The sequence below is a fragment of the Shewanella sp. DNRA4 genome (assembly GCF_012843185.1).
GTDB lineage: Bacteria > Pseudomonadota > Gammaproteobacteria > Enterobacterales > Shewanellaceae > Shewanella > Shewanella xiamenensis.
Map to the genome: position 1 here is coordinate 104718 of NZ_JABAIP010000015.1, position 23836 is coordinate 128553.

Annotated in this window: 24 protein-coding genes; 11 read left to right on the forward strand and 13 right to left on the reverse strand. The window is 46.7% G+C overall.

Going from position 1 to position 23836, the window contains the following annotated elements; translation table 11 throughout:
- Positions 1–17: 17 nt before the first annotated feature.
- The 3 genes from HG547_RS16710 to HG547_RS16720 all read left to right on the forward strand — a co-directional run bounded on the left by HG547_RS16710 (position 18) and on the right by HG547_RS16720 (position 2718).
- Complete coding sequence (locus tag HG547_RS16710; protein WP_047540364.1) at positions 18–1238, forward strand: NupC/NupG family nucleoside CNT transporter; 1221 nt, start codon at positions 18–20, stop codon at positions 1236–1238.
- 14 nt (positions 1239–1252) lie between these two features.
- Positions 1253–1963, forward strand: a complete 711-nt coding sequence (deoD, locus tag HG547_RS16715) for a purine-nucleoside phosphorylase (protein WP_047536455.1) — start codon at positions 1253–1255, stop codon at positions 1961–1963.
- Positions 1964–2121: 158 nt separating this feature from the next.
- The gene (locus tag HG547_RS16720) at positions 2122–2718 is read left to right on the forward strand and encodes a Crp/Fnr family transcriptional regulator (protein ID WP_047536454.1); all 597 of its coding nucleotides are present in this window, start codon (positions 2122–2124) and stop codon (positions 2716–2718) included.
- A gap of 160 nt (positions 2719–2878) precedes the next feature.
- Here HG547_RS16720 and HG547_RS16725 read toward each other — a convergent pair whose 3' ends face one another.
- Positions 2879–3430 carry a protein tyrosine phosphatase family protein gene (locus HG547_RS16725; protein WP_169548460.1) on the reverse strand — a complete coding sequence of 184 codons (552 nt, stop codon included), beginning with the start codon at positions 3428–3430 and terminating at the stop codon, positions 2879–2881.
- A gap of 571 nt (positions 3431–4001) precedes the next feature.
- On the opposite strand from HG547_RS16725, the gene HG547_RS16730 reads away from it, so the two are divergent.
- A complete protein-coding gene (locus HG547_RS16730) occupies positions 4002–5894 on the forward strand; it encodes a DUF885 domain-containing protein (protein ID WP_248278759.1) in 1893 nt (630 codons plus the stop codon).
- A gap of 90 nt (positions 5895–5984) precedes the next feature.
- On the opposite strand, the gene HG547_RS16735 is transcribed toward HG547_RS16730, so the two are convergent.
- The 4 genes from HG547_RS16735 to HG547_RS16750 form a co-directional block, all read right to left on the reverse strand.
- Positions 5985–6716: a hypothetical protein gene (locus HG547_RS16735; RefSeq protein WP_169548462.1), complete on the reverse strand. Its 732-nt coding sequence runs from the start codon at positions 6714–6716 to the stop codon at positions 5985–5987.
- Between the two features lie 126 nt (positions 6717–6842).
- A complete protein-coding gene (locus HG547_RS16740; RefSeq protein WP_037416240.1) occupies positions 6843–7052 on the reverse strand; it encodes a hypothetical protein in 210 nt (69 codons plus the stop codon).
- Positions 7053–7078: 26 nt separating this feature from the next.
- Positions 7079–8092, reverse strand: coding sequence for a DUF3137 domain-containing protein (locus tag HG547_RS16745; protein ID WP_169548463.1), 1014 nt, complete (start codon positions 8090–8092; stop codon positions 7079–7081).
- Positions 8093–8174: 82 nt separating this feature from the next.
- The gene (locus HG547_RS16750) at positions 8175–8597 is read right to left on the reverse strand and encodes a hypothetical protein (RefSeq protein WP_037416234.1); all 423 of its coding nucleotides are present in this window, start codon (positions 8595–8597) and stop codon (positions 8175–8177) included.
- 372 nt (positions 8598–8969) lie between these two features.
- Between HG547_RS16750 and mtnC the strand changes: the two genes are divergently transcribed.
- Positions 8970–9650 carry an acireductone synthase gene (gene mtnC / locus HG547_RS16755; protein ID WP_169548464.1) on the forward strand — a complete coding sequence of 227 codons (681 nt, stop codon included), beginning with the start codon at positions 8970–8972 and terminating at the stop codon, positions 9648–9650.
- A 61-nt stretch (positions 9651–9711) separates the two neighbouring features.
- Here mtnC and HG547_RS16760 read toward each other — a convergent pair whose 3' ends face one another.
- Positions 9712–10107: a GFA family protein gene (locus HG547_RS16760; protein WP_169548465.1), complete on the reverse strand. Its 396-nt coding sequence runs from the start codon at positions 10105–10107 to the stop codon at positions 9712–9714.
- Positions 10108–10256: 149 nt separating this feature from the next.
- On the opposite strand from HG547_RS16760, the gene HG547_RS16765 reads away from it, so the two are divergent.
- The 3 genes from HG547_RS16765 to HG547_RS16775 are packed head-to-tail and all read left to right on the forward strand — an operon-like array spanning position 10257 to position 11748.
- A complete protein-coding gene (locus HG547_RS16765) occupies positions 10257–10685 on the forward strand; it encodes a thioesterase family protein (protein ID WP_169548491.1) in 429 nt (142 codons plus the stop codon).
- Between the two features lie 59 nt (positions 10686–10744).
- Entirely contained in the window at positions 10745–11011 is a 267-nt protein-coding gene (locus HG547_RS16770; RefSeq protein ID WP_169548466.1) for a GNAT family N-acetyltransferase, read from the forward strand.
- A gap of 44 nt (positions 11012–11055) precedes the next feature.
- The gene (locus tag HG547_RS16775) at positions 11056–11748 is read left to right on the forward strand and encodes a hypothetical protein (protein ID WP_169548467.1); all 693 of its coding nucleotides are present in this window, start codon (positions 11056–11058) and stop codon (positions 11746–11748) included.
- Positions 11749–11814: 66 nt separating this feature from the next.
- On the opposite strand, the gene HG547_RS16780 is transcribed toward HG547_RS16775, so the two are convergent.
- The 7 genes from HG547_RS16780 to HG547_RS16810 form a co-directional block, all read right to left on the reverse strand.
- Positions 11815–12363 carry an HPP family protein gene (locus HG547_RS16780; RefSeq protein ID WP_037416221.1) on the reverse strand — a complete coding sequence of 183 codons (549 nt, stop codon included), beginning with the start codon at positions 12361–12363 and terminating at the stop codon, positions 11815–11817.
- A 117-nt stretch (positions 12364–12480) separates the two neighbouring features.
- Positions 12481–12891 carry a thioesterase family protein gene (locus HG547_RS16785; RefSeq protein ID WP_169548468.1) on the reverse strand — a complete coding sequence of 137 codons (411 nt, stop codon included), beginning with the start codon at positions 12889–12891 and terminating at the stop codon, positions 12481–12483.
- A gap of 107 nt (positions 12892–12998) precedes the next feature.
- Positions 12999–15488 carry a hypothetical protein gene (locus HG547_RS16790; protein ID WP_169548469.1) on the reverse strand — a complete coding sequence of 830 codons (2490 nt, stop codon included), beginning with the start codon at positions 15486–15488 and terminating at the stop codon, positions 12999–13001.
- Between the two features lie 140 nt (positions 15489–15628).
- Positions 15629–17422, reverse strand: a complete 1794-nt coding sequence (locus HG547_RS16795; protein ID WP_037427964.1) for a long-chain fatty acid--CoA ligase — start codon at positions 17420–17422, stop codon at positions 15629–15631.
- A gap of 128 nt (positions 17423–17550) precedes the next feature.
- A complete protein-coding gene (locus tag HG547_RS16800) occupies positions 17551–18861 on the reverse strand; it encodes an ABC transporter permease (RefSeq protein WP_169548470.1) in 1311 nt (436 codons plus the stop codon).
- A complete protein-coding gene (locus tag HG547_RS16805) occupies positions 18858–19721 on the reverse strand; it encodes an ABC transporter ATP-binding protein (protein WP_169548471.1) in 864 nt (287 codons plus the stop codon). The genes HG547_RS16800 and HG547_RS16805 overlap by 4 nt, the downstream gene beginning before the upstream one ends.
- 40 nt (positions 19722–19761) lie before the next feature.
- Complete coding sequence (locus HG547_RS16810; RefSeq protein ID WP_037416203.1) at positions 19762–20133, reverse strand: GntR family transcriptional regulator; 372 nt, start codon at positions 20131–20133, stop codon at positions 19762–19764.
- A 92-nt stretch (positions 20134–20225) separates the two neighbouring features.
- Here HG547_RS16810 and HG547_RS16815 point away from each other — a divergent pair, with 92 nt between their 5' ends.
- From HG547_RS16815 to HG547_RS16825, 3 genes are all read left to right on the forward strand, one after another.
- Positions 20226–21833 carry an alpha/beta hydrolase gene (locus HG547_RS16815; protein ID WP_169548472.1) on the forward strand — a complete coding sequence of 536 codons (1608 nt, stop codon included), beginning with the start codon at positions 20226–20228 and terminating at the stop codon, positions 21831–21833.
- A 3-nt stretch (positions 21834–21836) separates the two neighbouring features.
- Positions 21837–22571 carry an ATP-binding cassette domain-containing protein gene (locus tag HG547_RS16820; RefSeq protein WP_037416198.1) on the forward strand — a complete coding sequence of 245 codons (735 nt, stop codon included), beginning with the start codon at positions 21837–21839 and terminating at the stop codon, positions 22569–22571.
- An 89-nt stretch (positions 22572–22660) separates the two neighbouring features.
- Positions 22661–23800: an ABC transporter permease gene (locus tag HG547_RS16825; protein WP_037427971.1), complete on the forward strand. Its 1140-nt coding sequence runs from the start codon at positions 22661–22663 to the stop codon at positions 23798–23800.
- The last annotated feature ends 36 nt before the right edge of the window (positions 23801–23836 follow it).

The window sequence follows — 23836 nt, forward strand, 5'->3', positions numbered from 1 at the left end:
TGATGATGGATGAACCTATGTCAACAATCATGAGTTGTATCGGTATTGCTGTTCTAGTCTTTATTGGGTATCTATTCTCCGAAAATAAACGCCAAATAAAATTTAAAACCATTGCAGGAGCATTAACACTTCAAATTTTACTCGGTGCATTTGTTATGTTTGTACCAGCAGGCGTCACCATCATTGAAGCCATGAGCAGTGGCGTCAACAGTGTAATTGCCTTTTCAAATTCTGGTTTAACCTTTGTTTTTGGCGATCTAGCTAACTATAAATTAGGCTTTGTTTTCGTTATCAACGTACTTTGCGTAGTGATATTTATCTCTGCCTTAATCTCAGTACTCTACTACCTAAAAGTCATGCAATTTATTATTAATATTATTGGTGGCGGACTCTCTAAGATATTAGGTACCAGTAAAGCTGAATCTCTTTCTGCCACAGCAAATATTTTTGTCGGACCAATTGAAGCCCCATCGATGGTTCGACCCTTAGTCAAAAATATGACTCGCTCCGAATTATTTGCTGTTATGACAGGCGGATTAGCCAGTGTCGCTGGTGGCACTATGGTGGGATATATCAACCTAGGCATTGATCCTAAATACATTCTTACAGCTTGTTTTATGACCGCACCAGCAGGTCTATTATTTGCAAAGCTACTCTGTCCACAAACTGAACAGAATATAGTTAATAATGACAATAAAATCGAAGATGCTGATCAGCCCAAAGGATTATTAGCAGCCATTACTGATGGCTCTTTAATGGGCATGAACCAAGTTATTACTGTAACGGCATTATTAGTATCATTTGTAGCCATTATTGCATTATTAAATGGCATCATTGGTAGTATCGGTAATTTATTTAGTATCGATAAGCTTACATTAGAAATGATTATTGGCTATTTGCTATCTCCATTAGCATTCCTCATGGGAGTCCCTTGGTCTGAAGCAATACCAGCAGCTTCAATTATTGGCCAAAAAATTGCCATTAATGAATTTGTTGCTTATATCAGTTTCTTAGAAGTATCTAATACTCTTTCAGATAAAACACAGGCCATTGTTGTCTTTAGCCTATGTGGATTTGCCAATATTGGCTCACTTGCTATGGTCGTTGGTGGTATCGCCGCCATGTGCCCAGATAAACGAGAACTCATCACTCAAATTGGCCCAAGAGTACTTTTAGCCGCAATCTTAGCCAATTTAATGTCCGGTACTATTGCTGGCGCCTTAGTGTCATTAATGTAATTTAGAGGTGAAACATGTCAACTCCACATATCAATGCGAATCCTGGTGACTTTGCAAAAACAATTATTATGTCTGGTGACCCACTCAGAGCAAAACTTATTGCAGAAACCTATTTAGAGGATGTAAAGGAAGTCACTAATGTCCGTGGGATATTAGGTTTTACTGGGAAATATAAATCTAAAGATATTTCAATTATGGGTCATGGCATGGGTGCACCTTCAGCCTCGATTTATTTTCATGAACTGATGACAACCTACGGTGTTAAAAACTTTATTAGAGTAGGTAGTTGTGGAGCTATATCGGATAATATTCAGCTGAAAGATTTAATTGTTGCCATGGGAGCCTCTACAGACTCCAAAATAAATCGTATTCGCTTTTTAGACCACGATCTGGCAGCCATCGCAAACTTTGACCTGTTACAGGCGTGTGTTGAAGTGTTAAAAACGACAACTGTTAACTATAAGGTAGGCAACGTATTTTCATCTGATCTATTTTATAGACCAAATGAAAATGACTATACCCTGATGGCAAAATATGGCGTATTAGGTGTCGAAATGGAAGTAAACGCTCTTTATGCACTTGCGGCTGAACACCAATGCCGCGCACTCGCTCTTTGTACCGTTACAGACCATATTACCCAGCATGAACATTTAACGGCTGACGAACGTAGAACTGATCTCCATGAAATGGTCAAAGTCGCATTAGAAACAGCCATTAAAATTTAATCCATTTAATGTGGTTAAAACGTATTGAATAAATCTTAACTTAATGTGTTTTAACCACTTTCACACTAAATTCATACTCCAGAGTAGGGATTGCTATTCAATACTGCGATAGTATACTTGTATACAAATCACATGTTTTGAATATGTAACAAATACTTATGGATGATATCGCGACTATTGTTAAAGCTATTGGTATTGCAGAGATTAAATACCATAAGAACTCCTACTTGCTGAGACAATCTAAGCACGTTTCTGAGCTCATATTCTGTGAAAATGCTAACCTAACCGTTTCTTATATAAACTCGAGTGGTAATGAATTCATTCTTAAAGTTGAAGATAATTACTGCGGATTTCTAGGTGAAATGGAGTTTTTCCAAGAAAACAACAGTGCTTTATTTAGCATAAAAGCAAATAAATCCGGCGTAATGTATCGAATATCTAAAGCTAATTTTATAAAAATTGTAGAAAAAGATTCAAATATGTTCATGTATATTACGTCATTAATTACAAAAAGATATAATCGAAATATGCACGAACTTATCAGCAATCTGACACAATCAACAAAAGTGAGCATTATCAACCAAATATTAGAAGCTAAAAATTTAGCAAGCGAAGAACAATTTAAGCTTTCGTCAACTCTTGGCGCCAAACGACTCGGAATAACAACACGCTCATACCGTAGAATAATTAACGAACTCATCCAAGAAGGGAAAATCGTAAAATTAAAGCCATTTTATAAAATAATTAACTTGTAGCGCTTACTTTTACTCTACAAAAACGTATATTGTAAAAAAACAATGCCTTTAAACACTTGGTATATAAGTGGTAATAATGGCGATTTAACGCAAAATACCATCCGCGCATCAAGCGTATAACTAAGCAATCGCGCGGGCGGATTCATACTCACGTAAAACATTAGAAACCGTATTTTTGACTAACATCCACTAACAATGCCTGCCATTTAGGATAGTTTAATAACTCTCCATTCCATGGCGCCATAGTCTTTTCTATTTCTGGTTTTTGGCCTTGCTTTAACTGATACAAATAGGCAAACGCTGAGGCACGATAATTAGCAAGGCAATGAACTAACACATTTTTCCCCTTATGCTGATCCATTACTGTAAAGAAGGCTTCAACATCTTCTACTTTAGGGTTTTGCCAATCCACGGGAATATACACATAGTCCATTCCGGCCTGAGTCACGAGTTTTCTTTCATCTGGATGGGCATCTTTGCTATTGTCCGGCATAAGGTTGATCACTACATCCACACCCGCCTGTTTTAGCTGCGCAAACTGTTGCTCACTCGGCAAGCCTGAACTTAATAACTGTGGCGCTTGCTGCTGTAATGCCCTCACATCTTTAATATTTTCAACCGATTTAAATTCAGCCGTGATATTAGTGGCATTCGCCAGTGGAGACCCTAAAAGCAGTGCAAAAACAAGGCTCGAAAGTGCGGTTTTTCTCATCAACAACTCCTTAGTCAATATAAACATCAACGACTTACTTAATCCTCTGATAATCCCTTATCCGCTAAGTTCAGTAAAATCACTCTGGATGTAAAAACCTTTGAGCAAGCGCTCATTTTTAATATTACCTAGGACAACTTTTCCCAAATACAACGTAAAGACAGCAGTTACTCGCTCAATCACAAAAATTAACCACTGAATGGCAGCAATCTCAGCGAGATATGCCCTAATGGTATTGCCTATCAGCCCCAGATTCGTTGATGAATAATGCTTTCTCAGTTAGACATGAATTAGGTGCTTTGCTGTTTTATGTGGATGGGAATCCACTTGAACGCCACCTATTTGAGAATGGCTGCGCATTATAAAGTTCGATAAGGATTTCCTTAGTCCCCCACTTCCCTTTTCACTCCAGATTATCAATAAAACTAGTAACAAAATTTATGCAGTTTGAGTGCAATAAACTGTTAGGATAACCGTTCAAATTTGAGCTTGATCACACTAATCACGGTTTAACGCTTGCGGCACAAGTCCAACAACGGATTTGCCACAATGTTTTTGTATGAGTAACCTGATGAAAAGAATAGTAAATGCTTTAATTCTGGCCATGTTAGCAACGGGTTGTAGCGATCCAAACCCAACACAGACCAATCAAACCACTGAGCAGGCCAAGGCCGAAAAGGCCGTCCAAGTATTGAGCCTTAAGCAGCAACTTGCGCCAATCACCCAGCGTTATTTTGCCCTTAGACCCGAAATCGCCACCTATTATGGCGTGGCCGAGGATGAGGCGGGCAAGGATGTACTCTCTAAGCTGACCGATTACAGCCCGTCGGGGGAAAATCATCGCCGTAAAGCGCTTAAGACCATATTAACCGAACTCAATGCTATCGATGCCAGCCAGCTTAGCGTCTCGGAGCAAGTGAGTTTAGGCTCGATAAAATCTGAAATCGCCGGCGCCCTGTTGCCTGCCGAAACCGTGGCCTATGGCACTATGCTCGGTGAATACGGTGTTTGGTTTTTACCTTATGTCGTCAACCACTTATCTGGATTGCATGTTGAATTTCCGAGCTATATGGAAGATAAGTTTGCAGTCACCACCTCCGAGCAAGCAAAGGCTTATCTTAACCGCTTAACCATGTACCCTGCCGCCATGGGTACGGTTATCGATAAGCTGGATCAAGATGTACAAATGGGGGTAATCCCACCCGATTTTATTATCGATAAGACCATCGCAGGATTACAGCAACAGTTAGTCCACCATGCCAACAAGCATCCCTTGGTCAGCAGTTTTAAAGCCAAATTAACCGCCGCCCAAGTACCAGAAAGTGAGGTGTTAGCGAACTCTGCCGCCGAACTGGTGGAGACTAAATATTACCCCGCTACGCGCCAGTTGATTTCCGCACTACAAGCTGTGCGTCTCAAGGCCACCCATGTGGCTGGACTTGGGCACCAACCTCAGGGCGCGAAACTCTATAAGGCGATGATTAAACACCTCGCCAATTCAGATAAGACCCCAGATGAGATCCACCAAATGGGATTAGATGAAGTCGCCCGCATTACCGCCGAGATGGATGTATTACTCAAACAAGTGGGTTACCGCAAAGGCACAGTTGGCGAGCGCATGCAGCGATTACTCAAGGAGCCTAAATATATCTACCCCAATACCGCCGAAGGCAAACAACAATTAATGACGGACATTCACGGCTATCTGGCGAAAGTGAATGCCAAATTACCGCTGTGGTTTGGGCAGTTACCAAATCAAGAGGTTGCGGTTGAAGCCGTGCCCGATAGTCGCGCCGCCGCAACCAGCGGTGCATTTTACGATGCGCCGTCACAGGATGGTTCGCGTAAGGGTACTTTTTGGATAAGCCTGTACGATATGGCGGCGCTGCCCTCCTATTCGCTGCAAACCTTAACCTATCACGAGACCAATCCCGGCCATCATCTACAGACCCTTATCGGTCTGTCGGATACCTTGCCGCTGCTGAGTACTATTTTTTACTCCAATGCCGCAGGTGAAGGTTGGGCGCTCTATGCCGAGCGGTTAGCCGCCGAGATGGGCATGTATCAGGATAATCCGATTAACGATCTTGGCCGCTTGCAGTCCGAGTTACACCGCGCGGTGCGCTTAGTGGTCGACACAGGTATGCATGCCAAGGGATGGAGTCGTGAGCAAGCCATTGATTATGCAGTTGCGACTGAGGGAATACACCGCTCAGAGGCCACGTCCGAAATCGAGCGCTATGTGGTTTGGCCGGGACAAGCCTTAGGTTACAAGTTGGGCGAGCTGAAAATTATCGAACTGCGAGCTAAGGCCAAACAAGCCTTGGGCAATAAGATGGGGATCAAAGTCTTCCACGACAAACTGCTCGAAAATGGCGCCTTGCCCTTAGATTTATTAGAGCAAAAGATGGATCAGTGGCTCGAGTCTGCTAAGACGGCCAATGCTACCGAGACCAAGGTTTAACTCTGGTAAAACCGCTCACATCATCTCAAATCGGGGCAGCTTAGGCGGCCCCTGTTCTTTTTACGGCTCCCTATGCTTTTACGTTTCAGGTTAATCCGCAAAACGACGCTGATACTTGCCGCTTAAATAGCGGATCACCACAAAACCCACAACACCTGGCAGTGTCCACAACAACAGACGCAAATTGCCATGGTCGATAAACAAACGGCTGCCACCAAAGGCGAAAAAGGCGGTGTAGCAGGCGATACCCGAGCCAATCATCGCGCCTAAATGCTCTATCCACCATTCTAATTTGGTCAGAGTCGCCTTAAAACTATAACGCAGGAATCCCGCCCCAACCGTAGTGCCTAATAGGCCGAAAATCACCGCGAGGATCAGCTTTTCTTGGTATCCCCATAGCGCCATCACGGGGCCAAGTAGCGTTAAGCTCAGCATTAACGACAAATGCAGCGGCGATTTTAATTGCTGACGCTGCGCCTTATAACGCAGAACCAACACGCCATGCCTAACGGTTATGAGAGTTAACAAGCTGATATAGATAAGAAATATCCAAGCATTTTTACGTTCCGCTATCTGCGCTGCTAAAGCATCGGCGTTAGCCGCAGGCTGTTTAATCACCGCGAGCGGATCAATGAGGCCCGTCGCTGCCATCGCCACGCCCGTCGCCGCCACTGTGTACATGGCATAGACATAATAACGGCCAAAACGACTATGGTTCGCGCTGCCCTTTTTCAGCATGGCAGGCATCCAAAATAACACTAATGCCAGTGCGCCCGCGGTGATATGTAAAAATTGCGACAGGGTGAAAATCGTGTTCATCATCTTGCTCCATCAAAGTTGAAGCTTGATAGTAACGAGCACGAGGAGTCATCCATAAGTGCCAAAAGTCATGTTTTATGGGACTGCATATTGCCTAGCATGACATCCTATAACAGGTATTTGACTCTTTTATGGATTTTGATTAATCCGAAGCTTTGTTTTAATGACCAGAAATAACGTCGGGATCTGTAACACTACAAATGCACCCGCTAAGCCTTTTACTGAAAAAGTAGCAGACCCTGATAAAATAAGTACCGCTGATAAAACAAGCCAAATCATAAAGAAAAATGAACCATAGCCAATCAGCGATTTAAACACTATTTGATTATCTGGCGACATAAATTCCTCTAAATTTACGAGCCTGACTACAGCCCGGTATGTTTATCAAGTTTCAAAGTATCGATGATCGAGAAGGTATAACCTAGCTCGGTAAACATCCGCTCAATATTGAGCTTAAAATCGATGGGGCGATCTAAATCGAGTTGATTGATAAAGAAATGGTGTTTGGTCGGGATCTTTATCAGTAATTGTTTTTGATAGAAACAGGCTTCAACTTCGGCATTTAATTCGCGACCTAAGGCCAAGAGATTTTCCATCATCAAAGGATTGAGCAAGTAGCGCGCCTCGACTTGGTCGCTGCTATACACCTCAAAACAACGCTCAAAACGCACATCCTCAAGCTTGACCCGCGACAGCTTTGTCTTAAACCCCTCAATTCGATTTTTTAAACTGCCCTTATCCGTGACTAACAAAGTAGTACCGTTGAATCGCTTAGGAATATTGCACACCAGCAGTACACCATTGAAGATGGTTTCCCGCTCAACCGAGCCATTATTGTTCGATTTAGTGTTGTAAGCATCGACTTCGTAAAACTGGAACGGCACCTTGTTATAGGTTCCCTTAAGGCAATTTTGCGAATACTGCTTATCGGTTTTAGGCAGCAGCCCCAGCTCAAGGAAGAGAAAGAAATCGACCTTAGGCGCCCTCGTTAGCGCAAAGTCATCGCCAAAATACTTAAGGCTAATGGGATAGAGCTTTTCAAAGGCAGCATTATAGAGTTCATCGCTTTCCTTACCCGAGGCAATGACCACTAACGCTATCACGGGAACGGGCAAAAACGCGACAATCATCAAAGGCACAAAATAATCCATAGGCACCAGCATAAACTGGACCCCGAGCAGCCCAGCGAAGGCCCCTAAAATCACCGTGATGCATATGTAGTAGATTGGTGTGGTGAACTTGGCATTTTCACGCCGCCGTTGGTTTACGCCTTCACGTTTTGCTTCAAACGGTGCACATTTAGGGGCAATTTTTTGTTTGTAATACTTCAGAAAGGGAATGCGGTGCTCTTCGGGAATATCAAATTCAATCGAACTCATTGGCTCCTACTCTTTACGACTCAAATCCATTTAGGCCAATGATTTTACGGATTTTATTCCTGCAAGGCCAGTTTATGACCCATTAAGCCTGAGCAAGCCTGCGGCCACGGCGTTGCAGTAAGCCAAAAATAATCAGCACACCAAAGGCGGCGCTAAAGAGAGTTAAAGCTCTAGCTACACCGTAAAAATCCGTGAGATTAAAGGAAACCCCATCCGCCCACAGCACCAATAAACCCAGTGGCATTTGCATCGCCACCGCAGTGTACCAATCGAATGGTAATCGAGGGAAAAGCCGCTGATAGCTAAATAGCATCAGCCCAGAGAGCAGCAATAATAAGCCCGCATCATGGGCAGCTAACCCCAGATAAACCGGACTAGTGGGGCTAAGATTATCGACGCTCCCGAGCAAGGCATGCATATAGCCAGCACTGGCAACCAGTGCAAAACTCGTAAAGCTCAATACCGCCAACAGAATACCTAAGCCTAATGCGGGTAAATATTTCATAAACAGCCTCATCATTGCTACGCGCTCAATCCAATCTTTAAATCGTAAAGGCGCACAAATTCAGTCGAAAGAGAGTCAAGCAACAATAACAGCCAAAATTTCCCTTAGCTATTAAGACCATAGTCTTATGTCGACAACAAACTGCTGGATTATAAACAGCATAATTCCCCACACTAGATCCAGTATTTCACCTATATCCACTAGATAAGCCTCTAAAATTACTCATTTAATTGATTTTCAGCCAAATGAGTTAGTGATATGGCGCACATTCTCCCTTGGCTTAAAGGTGAAATCCACTAGCCAATTACCCCAATAACGCTTAGGATCAGGGTTGCATTTTTTAGCCAACATATTGTGGAGTATCAAAACATTATGGGTATCAGAGCCATAGTCGTAGACACAGCAGGCACCACGACAGACCTAACCTTTATCCAAGATGTGCTATTCCCCTATTCTGTCAAAGCCTTGCCAGACTTTTTAGCGCAGAACCAACACAATGTTTTGGTGGAAAACTGTATCTGCGACACCCGAGATATCGCCCTAGAGCCAGAGGCTGACTTAGCGCGCGTGACTGAAATTTTACAGCAGTGGGTTCGTGAAGACCGCAAAGCTACCCCGCTCAAAACCCTACAGGGGTTAATTTGGAAGCAAGGTTATGCCCATGATGAGTTTAAGGGCCATATCTTCCCTGACTTTATTGAAGCTGTTAAACGTTTTAGCGCACAAAATCTGCGTATTTACAGTTTCTCATCGGGCTCTGTCGATGCCCAAAAACTGTTATTCAGCCACAGCGATGGCGGTGATTTAACCGAGATGTTTAACGGTCATTTTGATACCCGTACAGGTAACAAATTAGATAAACAAGCTTACTGCAATATTCTCAACACCATCAGCTTAAGCCCTAAGCAAGTGCTGTTTGTGTCTGATGTGATTGAAGAATTAAAAGCAGCTGACGCAGCCGGCATGATGACCTGCCAAATGGTTCGCGACAGCAAGCAGCGCACGGGCGATTTTCGCACTATCAGCAGTTTCGATGAGCTAGTGATCGAGTAACATCGGCACTGCACATCAAAAGCGACCCTAGAGTCGCTTTTTGTTTTTCTGGCAATCACATCTACCTATCCGCAGGGTGATTAACTCCATCGCAAACCGGCACATCACCTAATTCGTAGGGATTTATGCCCTCGAGGCAACCAAGGTTATAGCCATATTCATTGGGATTAGAGCGCCTTTGATGATGGGTATAAATGCCGCACACAGAGCAGAAGTAATGTTTGGCCGTTTTGGTATTAAATTCGTAGCACTTTAATACGGCCTCGCCTTTGATAATCTTCAATCCCGTCAGCGGCACTGAACCGACGATAGCGCCCTTGCGCCGACAGATTGAGCAATCACAACGCCTTGGCTTTTCAATGCCATTGGGCAGCGATAACTCCAACACCACGGCGCCACAATGGCAAGACGCAAGATGTGTTGCCTGAATAACCGTATCCCCAATCTGTTCTATCATCGCCAACTCCTTGCTTCACTTAATGTTGTCACTATTGTCTAAGGCTTGTCGCTCGCACTTTATACTGCTAGTCTGGCAGCCTTAAACGAGCGTTTTAACTAGAGCTTTTGACTATGAGTAATGCAATGGAAAGTCCAACCCTAAGTCCAATGGAAAAGTTTCTCGCACAGCACCCTATCGTGACCGAAATCCCCGTGGCTTGGGGCGAAATGGATGCGCTACAACACGTCAACAACGTGGTCTATTTCCGCTATTTTGAAACTGCGCGTATCGATTTTTTCAACCGCCTCTTTCCGCTCAATGCCCTGTATAAATCCGGGGTAGGCCCAGTGATTAGCGAAAATCAGGCCCGCTATAAACGCCCAGTGACCTTCCCCGATACCTTATTGGTCAGTGTTAGTATCAGCGATATTCAAAGTGATAGATTCACCATGCATTATCAGGCGTTTAGTAAACAGCAGCAGGCGGTAACGACCCTAGGCACTTCGGTGGCTGTGATGTTTAACTTTAAAACCGGCCAAAAAGCCGAGCTTCCCACGGAATTACTCGCCATTCTAAAACAACACGAGCAAGCTTAAGCTACCGAGTCGATGGCTACATTGCCATAACACTTTAGGCCATATCAGAGGGAGGCTGTATGTCAGAAAAAGCACCAATTGAAATCACCGTTGAACACCAACAGGATAAACAACGCTTTGTGATCCCCGTTGACGGTCATGAAGCCGTGCTGGAATACCGACTCAATGGCCAGCACATCGATTTTAGTTGCACCTTTGTACCCAACGAGCTGCGTGGCAAAGGTCTTGCCGAACGTTTAGTCCGCCACGGTTTGAAGTGGGCAAAAGCCCAAGATTACGAGATAGAAGCCAGTTGCTGGTATGTGCAGAAGTTTTTGAAAAACTAATTTCACAACGACTTAGTGATATCGCCGCAAAGGAATGCCGCCACGTGAAACTATCTCAATTCTGCCATGGTTTACTACTTGTTAGCCTAACGCTCTTGTCCGGCTGCCAACAACGCCAAGCCATTTTGATCGTTCAAGGTGTTGAGCCCATAAAAGTAAAGGCTATTGAAACCGCCTTAATACAATCCGGCTGGCGGGTGAGCCAAAGCCCTATTGCTATTCCGGCAGAATTCCCTGATGCGGTACTTGCCACCAATCCCGCTTATCGTGATACCCAAGCTATCTCTGATATTAAAAATATCCTCAAAGGCCAAGGTTTTACCGAACCGACAGAGTATAAATTTGCCGAAGGTAAGCACTTTTTCAGTATGAATAATATCGGTATTGACTTACGTAACAGTGAACAGGCTTTGCAACCTTTGCAACCAGACTTTATCAGAACAGATCATTGTGCTGCGGGCGATGCAACCCTGAATCTTTCGCCTCAAGGCCAAGCCGTGCTCGAATATGAGAGGCCCATTAATGATAATTTTGAATTAGAACAACACACAGGAACTTGGCAATTCGATGGTGCGCAACTCAGTGTCACATTAAATCGAGCCCAGCAGGTGTTTAAGTTAACCCACGAGCAAAGGCCTATTTGGTGTGGTCTCAGCCCTGCGGATATCTACACGCCAATCCAAGATTCTAATTTCAAAGTGCTTAACTGCACCCTTTTGCTTATCTATCTTGAGTAGAGCCTTAAGCCGTATCCGAGCTTAAGCCTTTATTTTTACATTTAAAAACACTTGTACTGCACAGAGCTAAATCCAATACACAGGGTAATGGCGCTTGGGATCGGTGGAGAGATTATTCACGACCAGCGCCACCAGCAATAACAGTAGTGAGCCGAGGAATACTGGCATCAACGCATAGAGAAACCCGAGTTGATGTACGTTCTCACCGCCTATCACAGCAATTAATGCCGTTGCACCGCCCGGTGGGTGCAGCGTGCGAGTTAAATACATCAATGCGATGGCTAGTGATACGGCTAGAGCACTCGCGAGCACCATATAATCGGCAAACACTTGATAAACAGCCACACCAATCAGTGCCGATAACACACTGCCGCCAATCAAGTTACGTGGCTGAGAAAACTCTGCCAGTGGCGCGCCATACACTAATACCGCCGACGCCCCAAATGAGCCAATCACAAACATAGTACCGAGTAGATTATCGCCCATATAAGTGGCTAGGCTGGCGACTAAATAAATGCCACAAAAGGCCCCGACCCATGACCAAACGATCTTTTTCAGGGGTTGTCGTGGCGGACAGATGTCCTTAGAACGCATTCGGGTGAAGTAAAATCTCATGCTAAATCCGGCCAAGAGGAATAAAGGCGCGGATAAGTGATCCGCATCACATTTGCGGCCGACAAGGTAGCGTTTTCACCACGTAATTGCAATTACGTGGTGAAAGTGAACGCGAATTTAAGCCGCTTCACCATTGAGGCTGGCTAAGATTTCACGAATATCTTCGGGAATAGGGCGACTCTTCTCGCAGCTGTAGTCGTAGTGGACTAAGGTGGTTTTCACTTCCGCAGTTTTACTGCCAGCTTGCCAACAGGTTTGAGTCAGTTCGAAACTGCTATTGCCGATACGACTGACATAGGTTTTCACCGTCACGCTCTTGCCGTAATAAGTCGGCGCGATAAAGGCCACGGTAAAGCCTGCCACTATGAGGTTCCACTGATGCAAATCCAACTCGGGATTAAAAATCTCAAAGATTGGCGTGCGTGCTGCCTCGCACCACACGGGGATCACTGTGTTGTTGATATGACCAAGGCCGTCGGTTTCGGTAAATCTTGGCTGGATGTCTAGGCTGTATTCGGTGACTGACATGCACACTTCCCTTTTGTTGTTCTTATACTTTTATGCTGTGAATGGGATAAACAAGGTGATTGCCCCGTTTATCCCTACCAAGCCTAACAGAAATAAGAAGCGCGATGCTAGAACTGGCAGCTCGCGGTATCTGGGGTTTGCTTGCCGTTAGCATCGTACTTTTTCATACAGCCAGCTTTACCCATATCATAGATTTTTTCGTATTTGAGCTTGCCACTGCTGTCGTAGGACTTAAACACACCATGACTTTTTGGGTTTTCTAGGTGATAGATTTTGCGCCCCTTGGTCACATGGGAAAAATCCGAGAACCCAGGTTCCTCTTGATAGATCACTCCGTTGATATAGCGCTTATGCACCACATGTTGCTCATCAATCCGCACCATTTCATTCGCTAACTTGCCATTTTGGTCATAGCAGACTTTATCCACGGCATAATTACTGTCGAGATCCTCGATACAACTCACGGCACCATTATCAAAATACTCCCGCTGGATACCGCAGCGTGCAATGGCGTTATCCCAGAAATAAGGTTCACCGTTCCAGGTTTCGCCTTCTTGCTGGCAATAGTTCCACAAGCTCTTTAACTGGCCGTTCGGGTAGAAAGTGTAATGGGGGCCAGAGAGGCGGTTATTGATAAGATGACCATATTGGACGAGCGAATAGCCGCCGTCGGTAGAATAGCGGATGCTTGGGCCATATTCCTTACCCGCTTTATAGGTCTGCAAGGACATTAAGCGGCCGTTAGAATCGAATCGATATTCTTTATCGACCGACCCATTGGTGTAATAGGTTAATTCGGATAGCAGGCCGCCACGATATACCCGCTGCTCACCGTCTTTAATCGAGCTAGTCTCGGTATTTTTTGCGTTTAACACGCCCTCACAATCGCCTGCGTAGGGCTCTTTTCGCATCATGCATTCATCCTGCGACGGTTTAAGTTTTACGGCGTCATTAAACTTATACTGACTCAACTCATTCAGATCGCCGTTAGGCTCGAGCCACATTTGTGGGCCATCCAACTCGCCTTGACGATAGTTAGCTACATTGCTGACGATATTTGGCGCTGAGTACCATAAACTTTCACCGTGGAGTCTGCCCTTATCATAATGTTTTAGGGCAAACATAAAATTATCTTTATTGAATAACTTTGCTTCACCTTGGCGTAGGCCATTCTCATAGTTGACTTCGGTCTTATAGAGGTAAGTCACTGATTGTTTGGTGGTAAATGCATCATTCGCATCTGGCGTTCGGATATAGACCCAAGAGCCTGAACGTTTACCATCGAGGTAGCTGCCTTCACCGCTTTGAAAGCGATAATCCCCTTGGGTGACCTTTTCCACCCAAGCGCCTTGCTTCACACCCTTTTGGTATTGGCCTTTGCTGCCATCGGACTCAAGCCACTCACCGTCTTTTACGCCATTCAGATAAATGCCCTTTTCGGACAATTTCTTCGCGCCTTCGGTGCCAGAATCGTAATCAGGGGTATAAATCTCGCTCGGGCCATCGGGCACGCCCTTGTTGTAATGGATAAAGCCGTAGTTATCGGCGTCATCCATAATGGACTGCAATACCCATTTACCCTGTTTCTTACCGTCGAGGTACTCACCCTCCCAATAGGTTTCACGGCTGTCGGCTTCCATCCACTTACCGACTTGTTTACCCAGCTTATAGTCACCGGCATACATCACACTGCCATTGCGGGCATCGTAGGCGGCAAAGTGACCATCAAGTTCGCCTTGAACATAATTGGCTTCACTGGCAACACCAGCCCAAGTACTGCCCATGCTCATGAATTCGTAAAAAGGCCCTGTTCGCGGGATTTTTTCGCTGCCATTTTTAAGCCAATCGACATCGTCGGCCTCATAACCAATGGCGACTAACATAAAACTGCCATCTTCTTCGACGTAGGCACTGCGATCAAACGTGGCGACTAGACTGTATTTTCGTTCACGCCCCTCGGCATCCTTATCGGTGCGAGTCACGGGATAGCGCAGCTTGTATTCCACTGCGGTTTTTACATCCGCCGCTGTGCCTTCAGAATTGCGATAACCAATTAGTGTTGGTTTGAGCTTAGAGGTACCATCCAAAATCGCTTTAATATCAGGATCTTTTACCCCTTCCGCCTCATAGGTCATACGATACTGCTGTGGTGGCAGCTGGCTTAACACCTTGCGAACCCCACCCACGGTAAAGGTGCTAATGGTTGGTACAACTTCATCGAGCACGGCTTGCAAGCGTGGCAATTTAGTTAGCTCTTCACCCTCAAAGCCATAACCCCGTAAATGCTGACCATCGGCATCCTTGAGCATGACGATAACTTCCTTAGTACCGCCCTTGTCAAAGTCATGGTAAAACACCGCCACGATTTCAGCGCGGCCGTAATCGTCAATACGCACACCGGGCGCATCGCCATAGAGCATTTCGCCCCATACCTGTTGATCTTTTTGATAAAAATTAAGCCATTGGCCATTGGGAAGATCCACAGGACCGTGAACCATTTTGTCATATTCCGCCGCAACCGCAGCAGGAATGACCACAAAAGAAGATAACCACACCGCACCGACAGCGGCGCATAAACGACGAATCGAAAGTTCCATTTAACTATCCTTTACACCGACACCTTGCGCCTCGTGCGCACCAGTAAACGGGGCGAATTTTAAGCTAAGAACTATGCGTCAGGAAGTAGTTGAGACAAAAAAGGCCGCTAAGCGGCCTTTTAAGATCAAATATTTAACAATCAATTATTATACATAGCATTAATTTCATGGGCGTACTTGTGATAAATCATTTTGCGACGCAACTTAAGCGTCGGCGTGATTAATCCTGCCTCCATCGAAAAAGCTTCCGGCAGCAGGGTAAACTTTTTGATTTGCTCAAAACTAGCCAACTCCTGCTGGAGCTGTTTGAGACGCTGCTCGAAATGCTCAACCACATGGCTATGGCGCAGCAGCTCAATAGGCGACTCATACTTTAAGCCTTTTTCCTTTGCCCATGCTTCGAGGGATTCAAAGGCTGGCACAATTAGCGCCGTCACATAGTTACGCGCATCGGCAATCACCGCCACTTGTTCGATAAAAGGACAACACCCAACAGCACCCTCAACCCTTTGCGGTGCAATATATTTACCGTTAGAGGTCTTCATCAATTCTTTAATACGATCGGTAATAAACAAATTGCCGTGGGCATCGAGTCGTCCCGCATCACCGGTTTTTAACCAGCCGTCTTCAAAGGCGGCGGCAGTATCTTCAGGGCGATTGTAATAACCGCGCATCACAGTGTCGCCACGGACTAAGATTTCATCGTCTTTACCCAGTTTAATTTCGATTTCGGGCAAGACTTTACCATTTGACCCCGCGACACGGTTATCCAAAGTGTTACAGGTTACAGTAGCGTTTGTTTCGGTCATGCCATAGCCACAAAGCACAGGAATACCAATAGCATGGAAAAAAGACGCCACATTTAAATCAAGTGCAGCACCGCCACAGGGCATAAACTTTAAGCGTCCACCGAGCACTGCCTGCAACTTGCTGTAAACCAATTTGTTCGCCAAACGCCATTGCAAGGATAACCACAAACCGCCCTTAGCGCGGCCTTGGCTCACTTCAAACTGACGCTCACCAACCCCCATCGCCCAAGCAAATAATTTTTTACGACCCTCTGCGGATTTCGCGACCTTATCCTGTACTGCGCTGTAAACCTTCTCGAGGAAACGCGGCACCACACACAAGGTATGCGGACGCACAGCACTTATCGCTTCTTTTACTCTTTGGGTATTTTGCAGATACACATTATGGCCACCACGGCATAAAACGTAGAAACTCCAGCTACGTTCAAACACATGGCTTAGCGGTAGGAAAGCTAAAGACACATCGCCAGCATTAAAAGGCAAAATCTGATCGTGCTGACGCACAGTCGAAGCCATATTGCGGTAATCCAGCATGACGCCTTTAGGATCACCCGTGGTGCCAGAGGTATAAATCAGGGTTAACAGATCATCAAGATTCGCGTCTTTTAAACGTTGCTCCAGCTCGGCACTTTGGTCATATGCCTGCGCTAGCACGTTATCTAAATGCCTATGTTGAGGTTTATCCTGAGCCAACTGAACTGCGGCATCGAACACAATCACATGCTCTAGGGTTGGACACTGTTTTTGTAGCTCGCAGGCCAGCGCATATTGCTTAGCGTCGTCGACAAAAATCACCTTAGCCGCCGCATCATTAATGATAAAGCTGGCTTGCTCTAAGGTACTGGTTGGGTAAATAGGCACGACAATGGCACGGCTTTTCAGAATGCCGATATCGGCACAGGTCCATTGTGGGCAGTTTTGTGACAGGATCACACAGCGGTCTTGCACTTGTACGCCGAGTTGAATCAACACTTGTGCAATTTTATGGCTGATCTCATCAAATGCCTGCCAACTGACTTGATGCCAAGGGGCTGCCATTTCAAAACCTTCCAGCGCAATAGCCTCCTTTAACGACTGGCTTTGCTGCTGTAATAGTCGAATTACGTGATATTGTTCGAGCGACATGAGTGACTCACCTTTTAGCTTACAAGTGTTCCGCTTTTGCAGCATTCTACCTGAAGGCAAGCTAAAAACTAAGAGTTTTTGCTCTAATCTTGTGCAAATGTCGCCCAAATCACGTCATTTAAGGCCGATTACAGCCCAACGATATCGCCCCGCCATAACTTTTTACGGCCGCCAAACAGGGCAATTTGCCCCAACACAACCAGTAAAAGATCGCCTATTAACCAATAATATAGATGACCATCATGCTGCAATGCCGCTAAACTGATAGACACCCATAGTGAATGCCCCAGCACCACCAGCATAGTCAAGCTAACCTGTAACACTCGGCGGCACAGGCAACCTAGCCCTAACACCAAGGCACAAGCCCAATAGGTGCTCATCACTAAATGCGCCAGCAATGGCGCACTTATCCCGCCATTGAGCCAAGTAATAAACACACTACAGAGCAACATGCCGACACTGATGAGATACAGCAATCGTTGCTGCCCTCGGGCAAAAGCATTAACCAAACCAGTTCTGCCATCAAAACCCGGCATCAACAACAGTAACTCTGTTGCACGCGCTCGTTGCACCCGACTCCAATGCACCAGCGAACAGCTGATCACACAAAACTGCGCCAGTAGCAGTAACACCGGAAAATCCCAATTAAACTGATGGGATAACACCCCCAGCGCCAATGTCAGCACGGGCAGCAACAATAGCAATACGGTTAACATCGGCCCGATAAAAAAGTTAACCGGATGCAAATAACGCTCGAAACGGCTCAAAAACCGCATGGATTGCAGATTAGGCAACCAAAACCAGCCCATTTCTAACCCGTTGAGATACACACTGCGTGCTTCCACCCGCCAAGGTAACACTAGGCAGCGGCGCCAAATCAGCACTACCAACACAAACAACACTATGATGCTCAGCCACAATGGTACTTGCTCAGCCAAAGCGCTAGAAAACGGCACTAAAATAAACAGTAAAAATGAGGAGTAAAACCATTGGGTTTGCCGCAGACACAGCAAGATAAAACCTAAGCTTATCCCTTGGGCAAACACCAGTAACGACAGGCTAGAGGTAAAGTCAAACAATACGCATAAAAGCACCGCAAGGCTAAACACGCCAATGAGCATCACCTCGCACTGGATAAAAATATTCTGCCGATAACGGGGGATTAAGATTGAGCACTCACTCGCCATCAAGCGAATCAACTGCCATGCGACCGCAGCTGAGGTAGAGACAATCCCCATGCCGACAAAAATATCAAAACTCTCCTTCTGCCCAGCCCATCCCGCCAAAACGCTCAGGGCTAAGCCAAATAATCCGGTACCCAAAAAACTCACACTGCCCACGTCAAATAACCACAGGCGCAGCATGCCGTTAAAGGGATTGATTGAATGCTGTGTTGCAGGCTTATCAGTAGGTTGCACAAGCGGTTTAGCTGAACTCATTTGTGTAACTCCACAAAGAGTTGCTCCAAATTAAGCGCTTCGCTTCGCTGCACGCCGGGAAAATTGAGATCGACAGCACCACTATCCACCAGCACAGAATCACCATCACGGCTCAAAATACGCACCTGCTCAGGCAACTCCGTACCCGCCGCGAGTTTGAGTAGACGCACCTCTTCCCGCAGGGCATCGATTTCCTTAAACAGCACTAATTCGCCCTGTTTAATCAGTGCCACATGACTCGCGACCCGCTCTAAATCTGAGGTGATATGGGATGAAAACAGCACCGCCGAGCCGGATTCGAGGGCCAAGTCGAACAAATCGACCATAAATTTGCGTCTGACGATAGGATCGAGGCTGGCCACAGGTTCATCGAGGATCAACAGTTCGGGGCGATAGGCCATTGCCATGATCAGCGCCAAGGATTGGCGCTGGCCGACGGACAGACGTTGTACCTGTTGGCTGACATCTAACTCAAAGCGGGCAAGCCAATCTTGCTCTAACTGCATGTCCCAATGGGGATAAAAGCTGCGGTGTAAATCAAGGGCGCGCTCAACGGTAAAACCTTCATAACCAAAGGGCTGTTGTGGCACATAACCAAGGCGCTCCTTTGCGGCTGACGAAAGTTGCTCCGGCGTCTCACCTAAGGTGCGGATTTCGCCAGAATCCGGCGAGAGGATCCCCAAAGCGCAGCGCATTAAGGTTGATTTGCCCGCACCGTTTTGTCCCAATAAGCCAACCACCATCCCGGCAGACAAGCACAAGGACAGATCCTTTAACGCCTGTTTTTCAACGCCATTTTTTCCACGAAAAACTTTGTTTACCTTAGAAAACTCAAGTATTGGGGGAAACTCTTGATCCATCGAATTGCGTCCTTTTTATTCTCGTTTTCGCTTGGGCCGACTAGGCTTGCCAGCGATCGTTAATCAATTGCAGCAACTCGGGCAGGCTCACGCCCAGCTGCTTGGCTTGTGCCAATAAGCCATCTAATTGCGGCTCAAGCAGACTCACGCCCGACTCCATCGCCTCGGTACGGGCAGCAACCCGAGTCGCCTGCCCACGGCGGCGTTCTAACCAGCCCTGATCCACCAATTGCTGAATTGCGCGAGATACTGTCATCGGGTTCACCGCAAGGTATTCCGCAATCTGGCGCACTGAGGGTAATACGTCTTCCTCTTGCAGTTGGCCGCCCACAATCAAGCGCACGATTTGCTCGTGTAATTGCTTGTAAATTGGCTCACCACTGCTGGGGTTGACATTTAAAAGTTCTAACATTAGGCTTTACACACTGTATTAATACATTGATACACCGATACACTGTATTTAAAGTATCACACTCATCCTGAAATGCAAAAAGGAAAGCGCTCATGATAGATAGCATGATCCACAGGAAGTCCCATAATACCAGCGCTTGCGTTGCGATTAAGCGTTCAAATACAGGCTGGCATAAACATATTTCAACTCGCAAAATCATAGGCTTGAGCACACTTATGCTCGCTATGGCAAGCGCAACGGTTTGGGCAAGTGAAAAATCAGCGCCTTCAACAACCCCCACAAATACCTGTTATGTGGACGGTGTTTCGGACCGTTTAAACTGCGGCTTTGTGACTGTGCCAGAGAATCCCAACAAGCCCGATGGCAAACAGATCCAAGTGCATTATGTGGTCCTGCCTGCGGTGAAAAATGTCAATCATGAAGAAGCACTGCTGGCGATAGCAGGCGGCCCAGGTCAATCGGCCATCGATAATGCGGCAAGCTTTGATAGCATGCTGAATAAAGTGCGTCAGCAGCGGGATATTTTGCTGATTGATCAACGCGGTACAGGTCGTTCGAATCCACTCAATTGCGACCCTGGTGCACAAACCCCACTCGCTATCAACGATGACAATGTTGACAGCGTAGTCGAAGCGCAAAAATGTCGCGATCAATACCCCGACACAGACGTCACCCAATACGGCAGTCTCAATGCCGTGGCAGACTTCGAAGCCGTGCGCGCTCATTTAGGCTACAAAAAGCTGCACTTATACGGCATTTCTTACGGCACACGCATGGCGCAGCTCTATATGCGTTTGTATCCCGAGCACTTAGCCACAGTTACCTTAGACGGCGTAGTGCCGATGCAGCAAAGCGTATTAGAAATCGGCTCGGCAATTGAGCGCGGCTTTGACTTATTGTTTAAAGATTGTCAAGACACCGCGGCCTGCCATGCCGAGTATCCAGAGCTCAGGGCCGAGTTTGACCAAGTGGTCGCAAGACTGACCGAAGGGCCAGTGATGGAGCAAGTACACGACCCGGTCACGGGTGAAAAGACCTTACTCACGCTCACCCGCGCGAAGTTTTATGGCGCGATCAGAATGGCACTGTATCAAACCAATGTGCGCGCCTTAGTGCCCCATGCGATTCATCAAGCCGCCAAAGGTAACTATCAACCGCTACTCGGATTGTATGCCTTAACTACCGATGGTGCAGGCATGGCAATGGGCATGCACGCCTCCGTAGTTTGCGGTGAAGACATCCATCGCATCACCCCAGCGATGCGTGAACAGGCAAAAACCTCCTATGTTGGCAAATCTATGCTCGAAGGCCTAGAGGCATCATGCTCTGTGTGGAAAGTGCCGCCCGTCGATGCCAGCTTTAGCGAGCCTATTAAGAGTGCTATCCCCACACTGTTGCTGTCGGGCGAAATAGACCCTGCCACACCACCAAGTTGGGCGGAACTTGCGATGGGAAAACTCACCAACGCTAAACACTTGGTCGCGCCATACGCCACCCATGGCGTGGCCTATCAGTCCTGTGCCAATAACTTAATCGCCGAGTTAGTGCGTACTGGTTCGGTTAAAGATCTCGATGGTGAATGTTTGAAAAAGGATGTGCGCCGTAGTTTCTATTTAAATGCCAGCTCGGTTGAGCCACTCGCGACCGAAGATGCAACCCAATCTGCCAAAGATAAGCCCAGCACTGGAGCCAAGGAGTAAGTCATGATCAAAGTATCCCATCTTTCTAAGCGCATCGGCGAAGTGCAGGCCTTAAACGATTTGAGTTTTGTTGCCGAAAATGGCCAGATCACCGGCCTACTCGGCCCTAATGGCGCGGGTAAAACCACCTGTTTACGCACCATTTTTGGCCTGTTAAAGCCCGATACTGGCACGGCTGAAATTGAAGGTATCGATGTCGCCATCGACCCGATTGGTGCTAAGCAGCAACTCGGCTTATTCCCCGATCCATTTGGCCTGTATGAGCGCCTCACGCCGCGGGAATATATCCGTTACTTCGCCGAACTCAGCGGGTTATCTGCGAGCGACGCCAAAGAAGCCACCAGCAAGGTTATCGCCAAACTGCGCCTCGAAGATATTAGCGATCGCCGCTGTAAAGGCTTTTCCCAAGGGCAACGAATGAAAACCGCCCTCGCCCAAGCCATAGTCCACAGCCCGAGCAATATTATCCTCGACGAACCGACCCGTGGGCTGGATGTAATGAGTACCCGTTTGCTGCGCGATATTCTTATCGACCTTAAAAACCAAGGGCATTGCGTGCTGTTTTCCAGCCATGTGATGCAGGAAGTCGCGGCGCTGTGCGACCAAGTGATTGTGATGGCACAGGGCCGAGTGGTGGCCATCGGCAGCCCAGAACAGCTTTGCGCCCAAACGGGTAAAGCCTCACTCGAAGATGCTTTTATCCAGCTGATCGGCACCGATGAGGGCATTGCCGCATGATGACTCACAGCATCAACGCTCACACAAATTGCGATAACACCTGCTTCGACTTAAATAGCGAACAGATAAACTTGGGATAAGGAATAATCATGAACAAAATCATCGCAATGGTTCGCAAGGAACTGATAGACGCCGCCCGCGATAAACGCTCTGTGATGGCGGGGCTCTACTACGCCATCGGTACGCCGCTGATCATGTGCGGCCTGTTTATGGTGCTTATTGGCCAGCTGACCAGCCCGGACGATCTTAAAATCAGCATCACTAATCCCGACAAAGCGCCGGATTTAGTGCGTTTTTTATCTAACAAGGGCATTACCCAAGGCGAAGCTGGCGCGAAGGATTTGAAAGCCATCGAGCTGATTATCAGCCCCGACTATGCTAAGCAGATGAACCAAGGCAAAGGCGCAGAGATCACTATCGTGGCCGATAACTCAGAGGAAAAACTGCAAAACTCGATTCGCCGCTTAGAGAAACAGTTGCAGGCCTACAGCGCCGAAATGGGCAGCCTGCGCTTAATCGCCCGCGGTATCGACCCTCGCGTGGTGCAGCCCCTGAAAGTGAATGTGCACGACCAAGCCACCACCGACTCTAAGGGCGGGATGATCTTAGGCATCGCCATTTTCACTATGATTTACTCAGTGTTTATCTCGGGGATGAACTTGGCCATCGACACCAGCGCCGGTGAGCGTGAACGTAACTCTTTGGCATTGTTACTCAGCCATCCGCTAACCACGCGCCAATTAGTGCTCTCTAAAATCATTGCTGTCGGTCTGTTTGCCCTACTCGGCTTAGTGTTGATTTTATTAGTATCTAAGGTCGCCTATACCTTCGTGCCTTGGCAGGAGCTCGGCTTTAGCGTCAGCATTACCAGTGAATTTATGGCGTTGATGCTGCTGGTCGGTATCCCAGTTGCCCTGATGGCTGCCTGTTTGCAATTGTTTGTGTCCTTTATGGCCAAAACCTTTAAGGAAGCCCAGTCCTATCTAACCATGGTGCTGTTTGTGCCCTTGGCACTGTCGATGGCCGCCAGCTACAACATCGCGCCCGACGTCCTGCAATGGTTGCCCGTCTCGGGTCAGCAACAGGCACTGATGGACTTTATTAAAGGTAAAGATATGAACATGCTGCAATTGCTGGTATCGACGCTGGGCACACTCGCCATTGCGGTAATACTGGCATTCGGCATGGAAAAATCGTTAAAGAGCGAAAAAGTGATCTTCGGTTTATAACACTATCAACCCACAGAGGGCGCGCCGCGCCCTAAC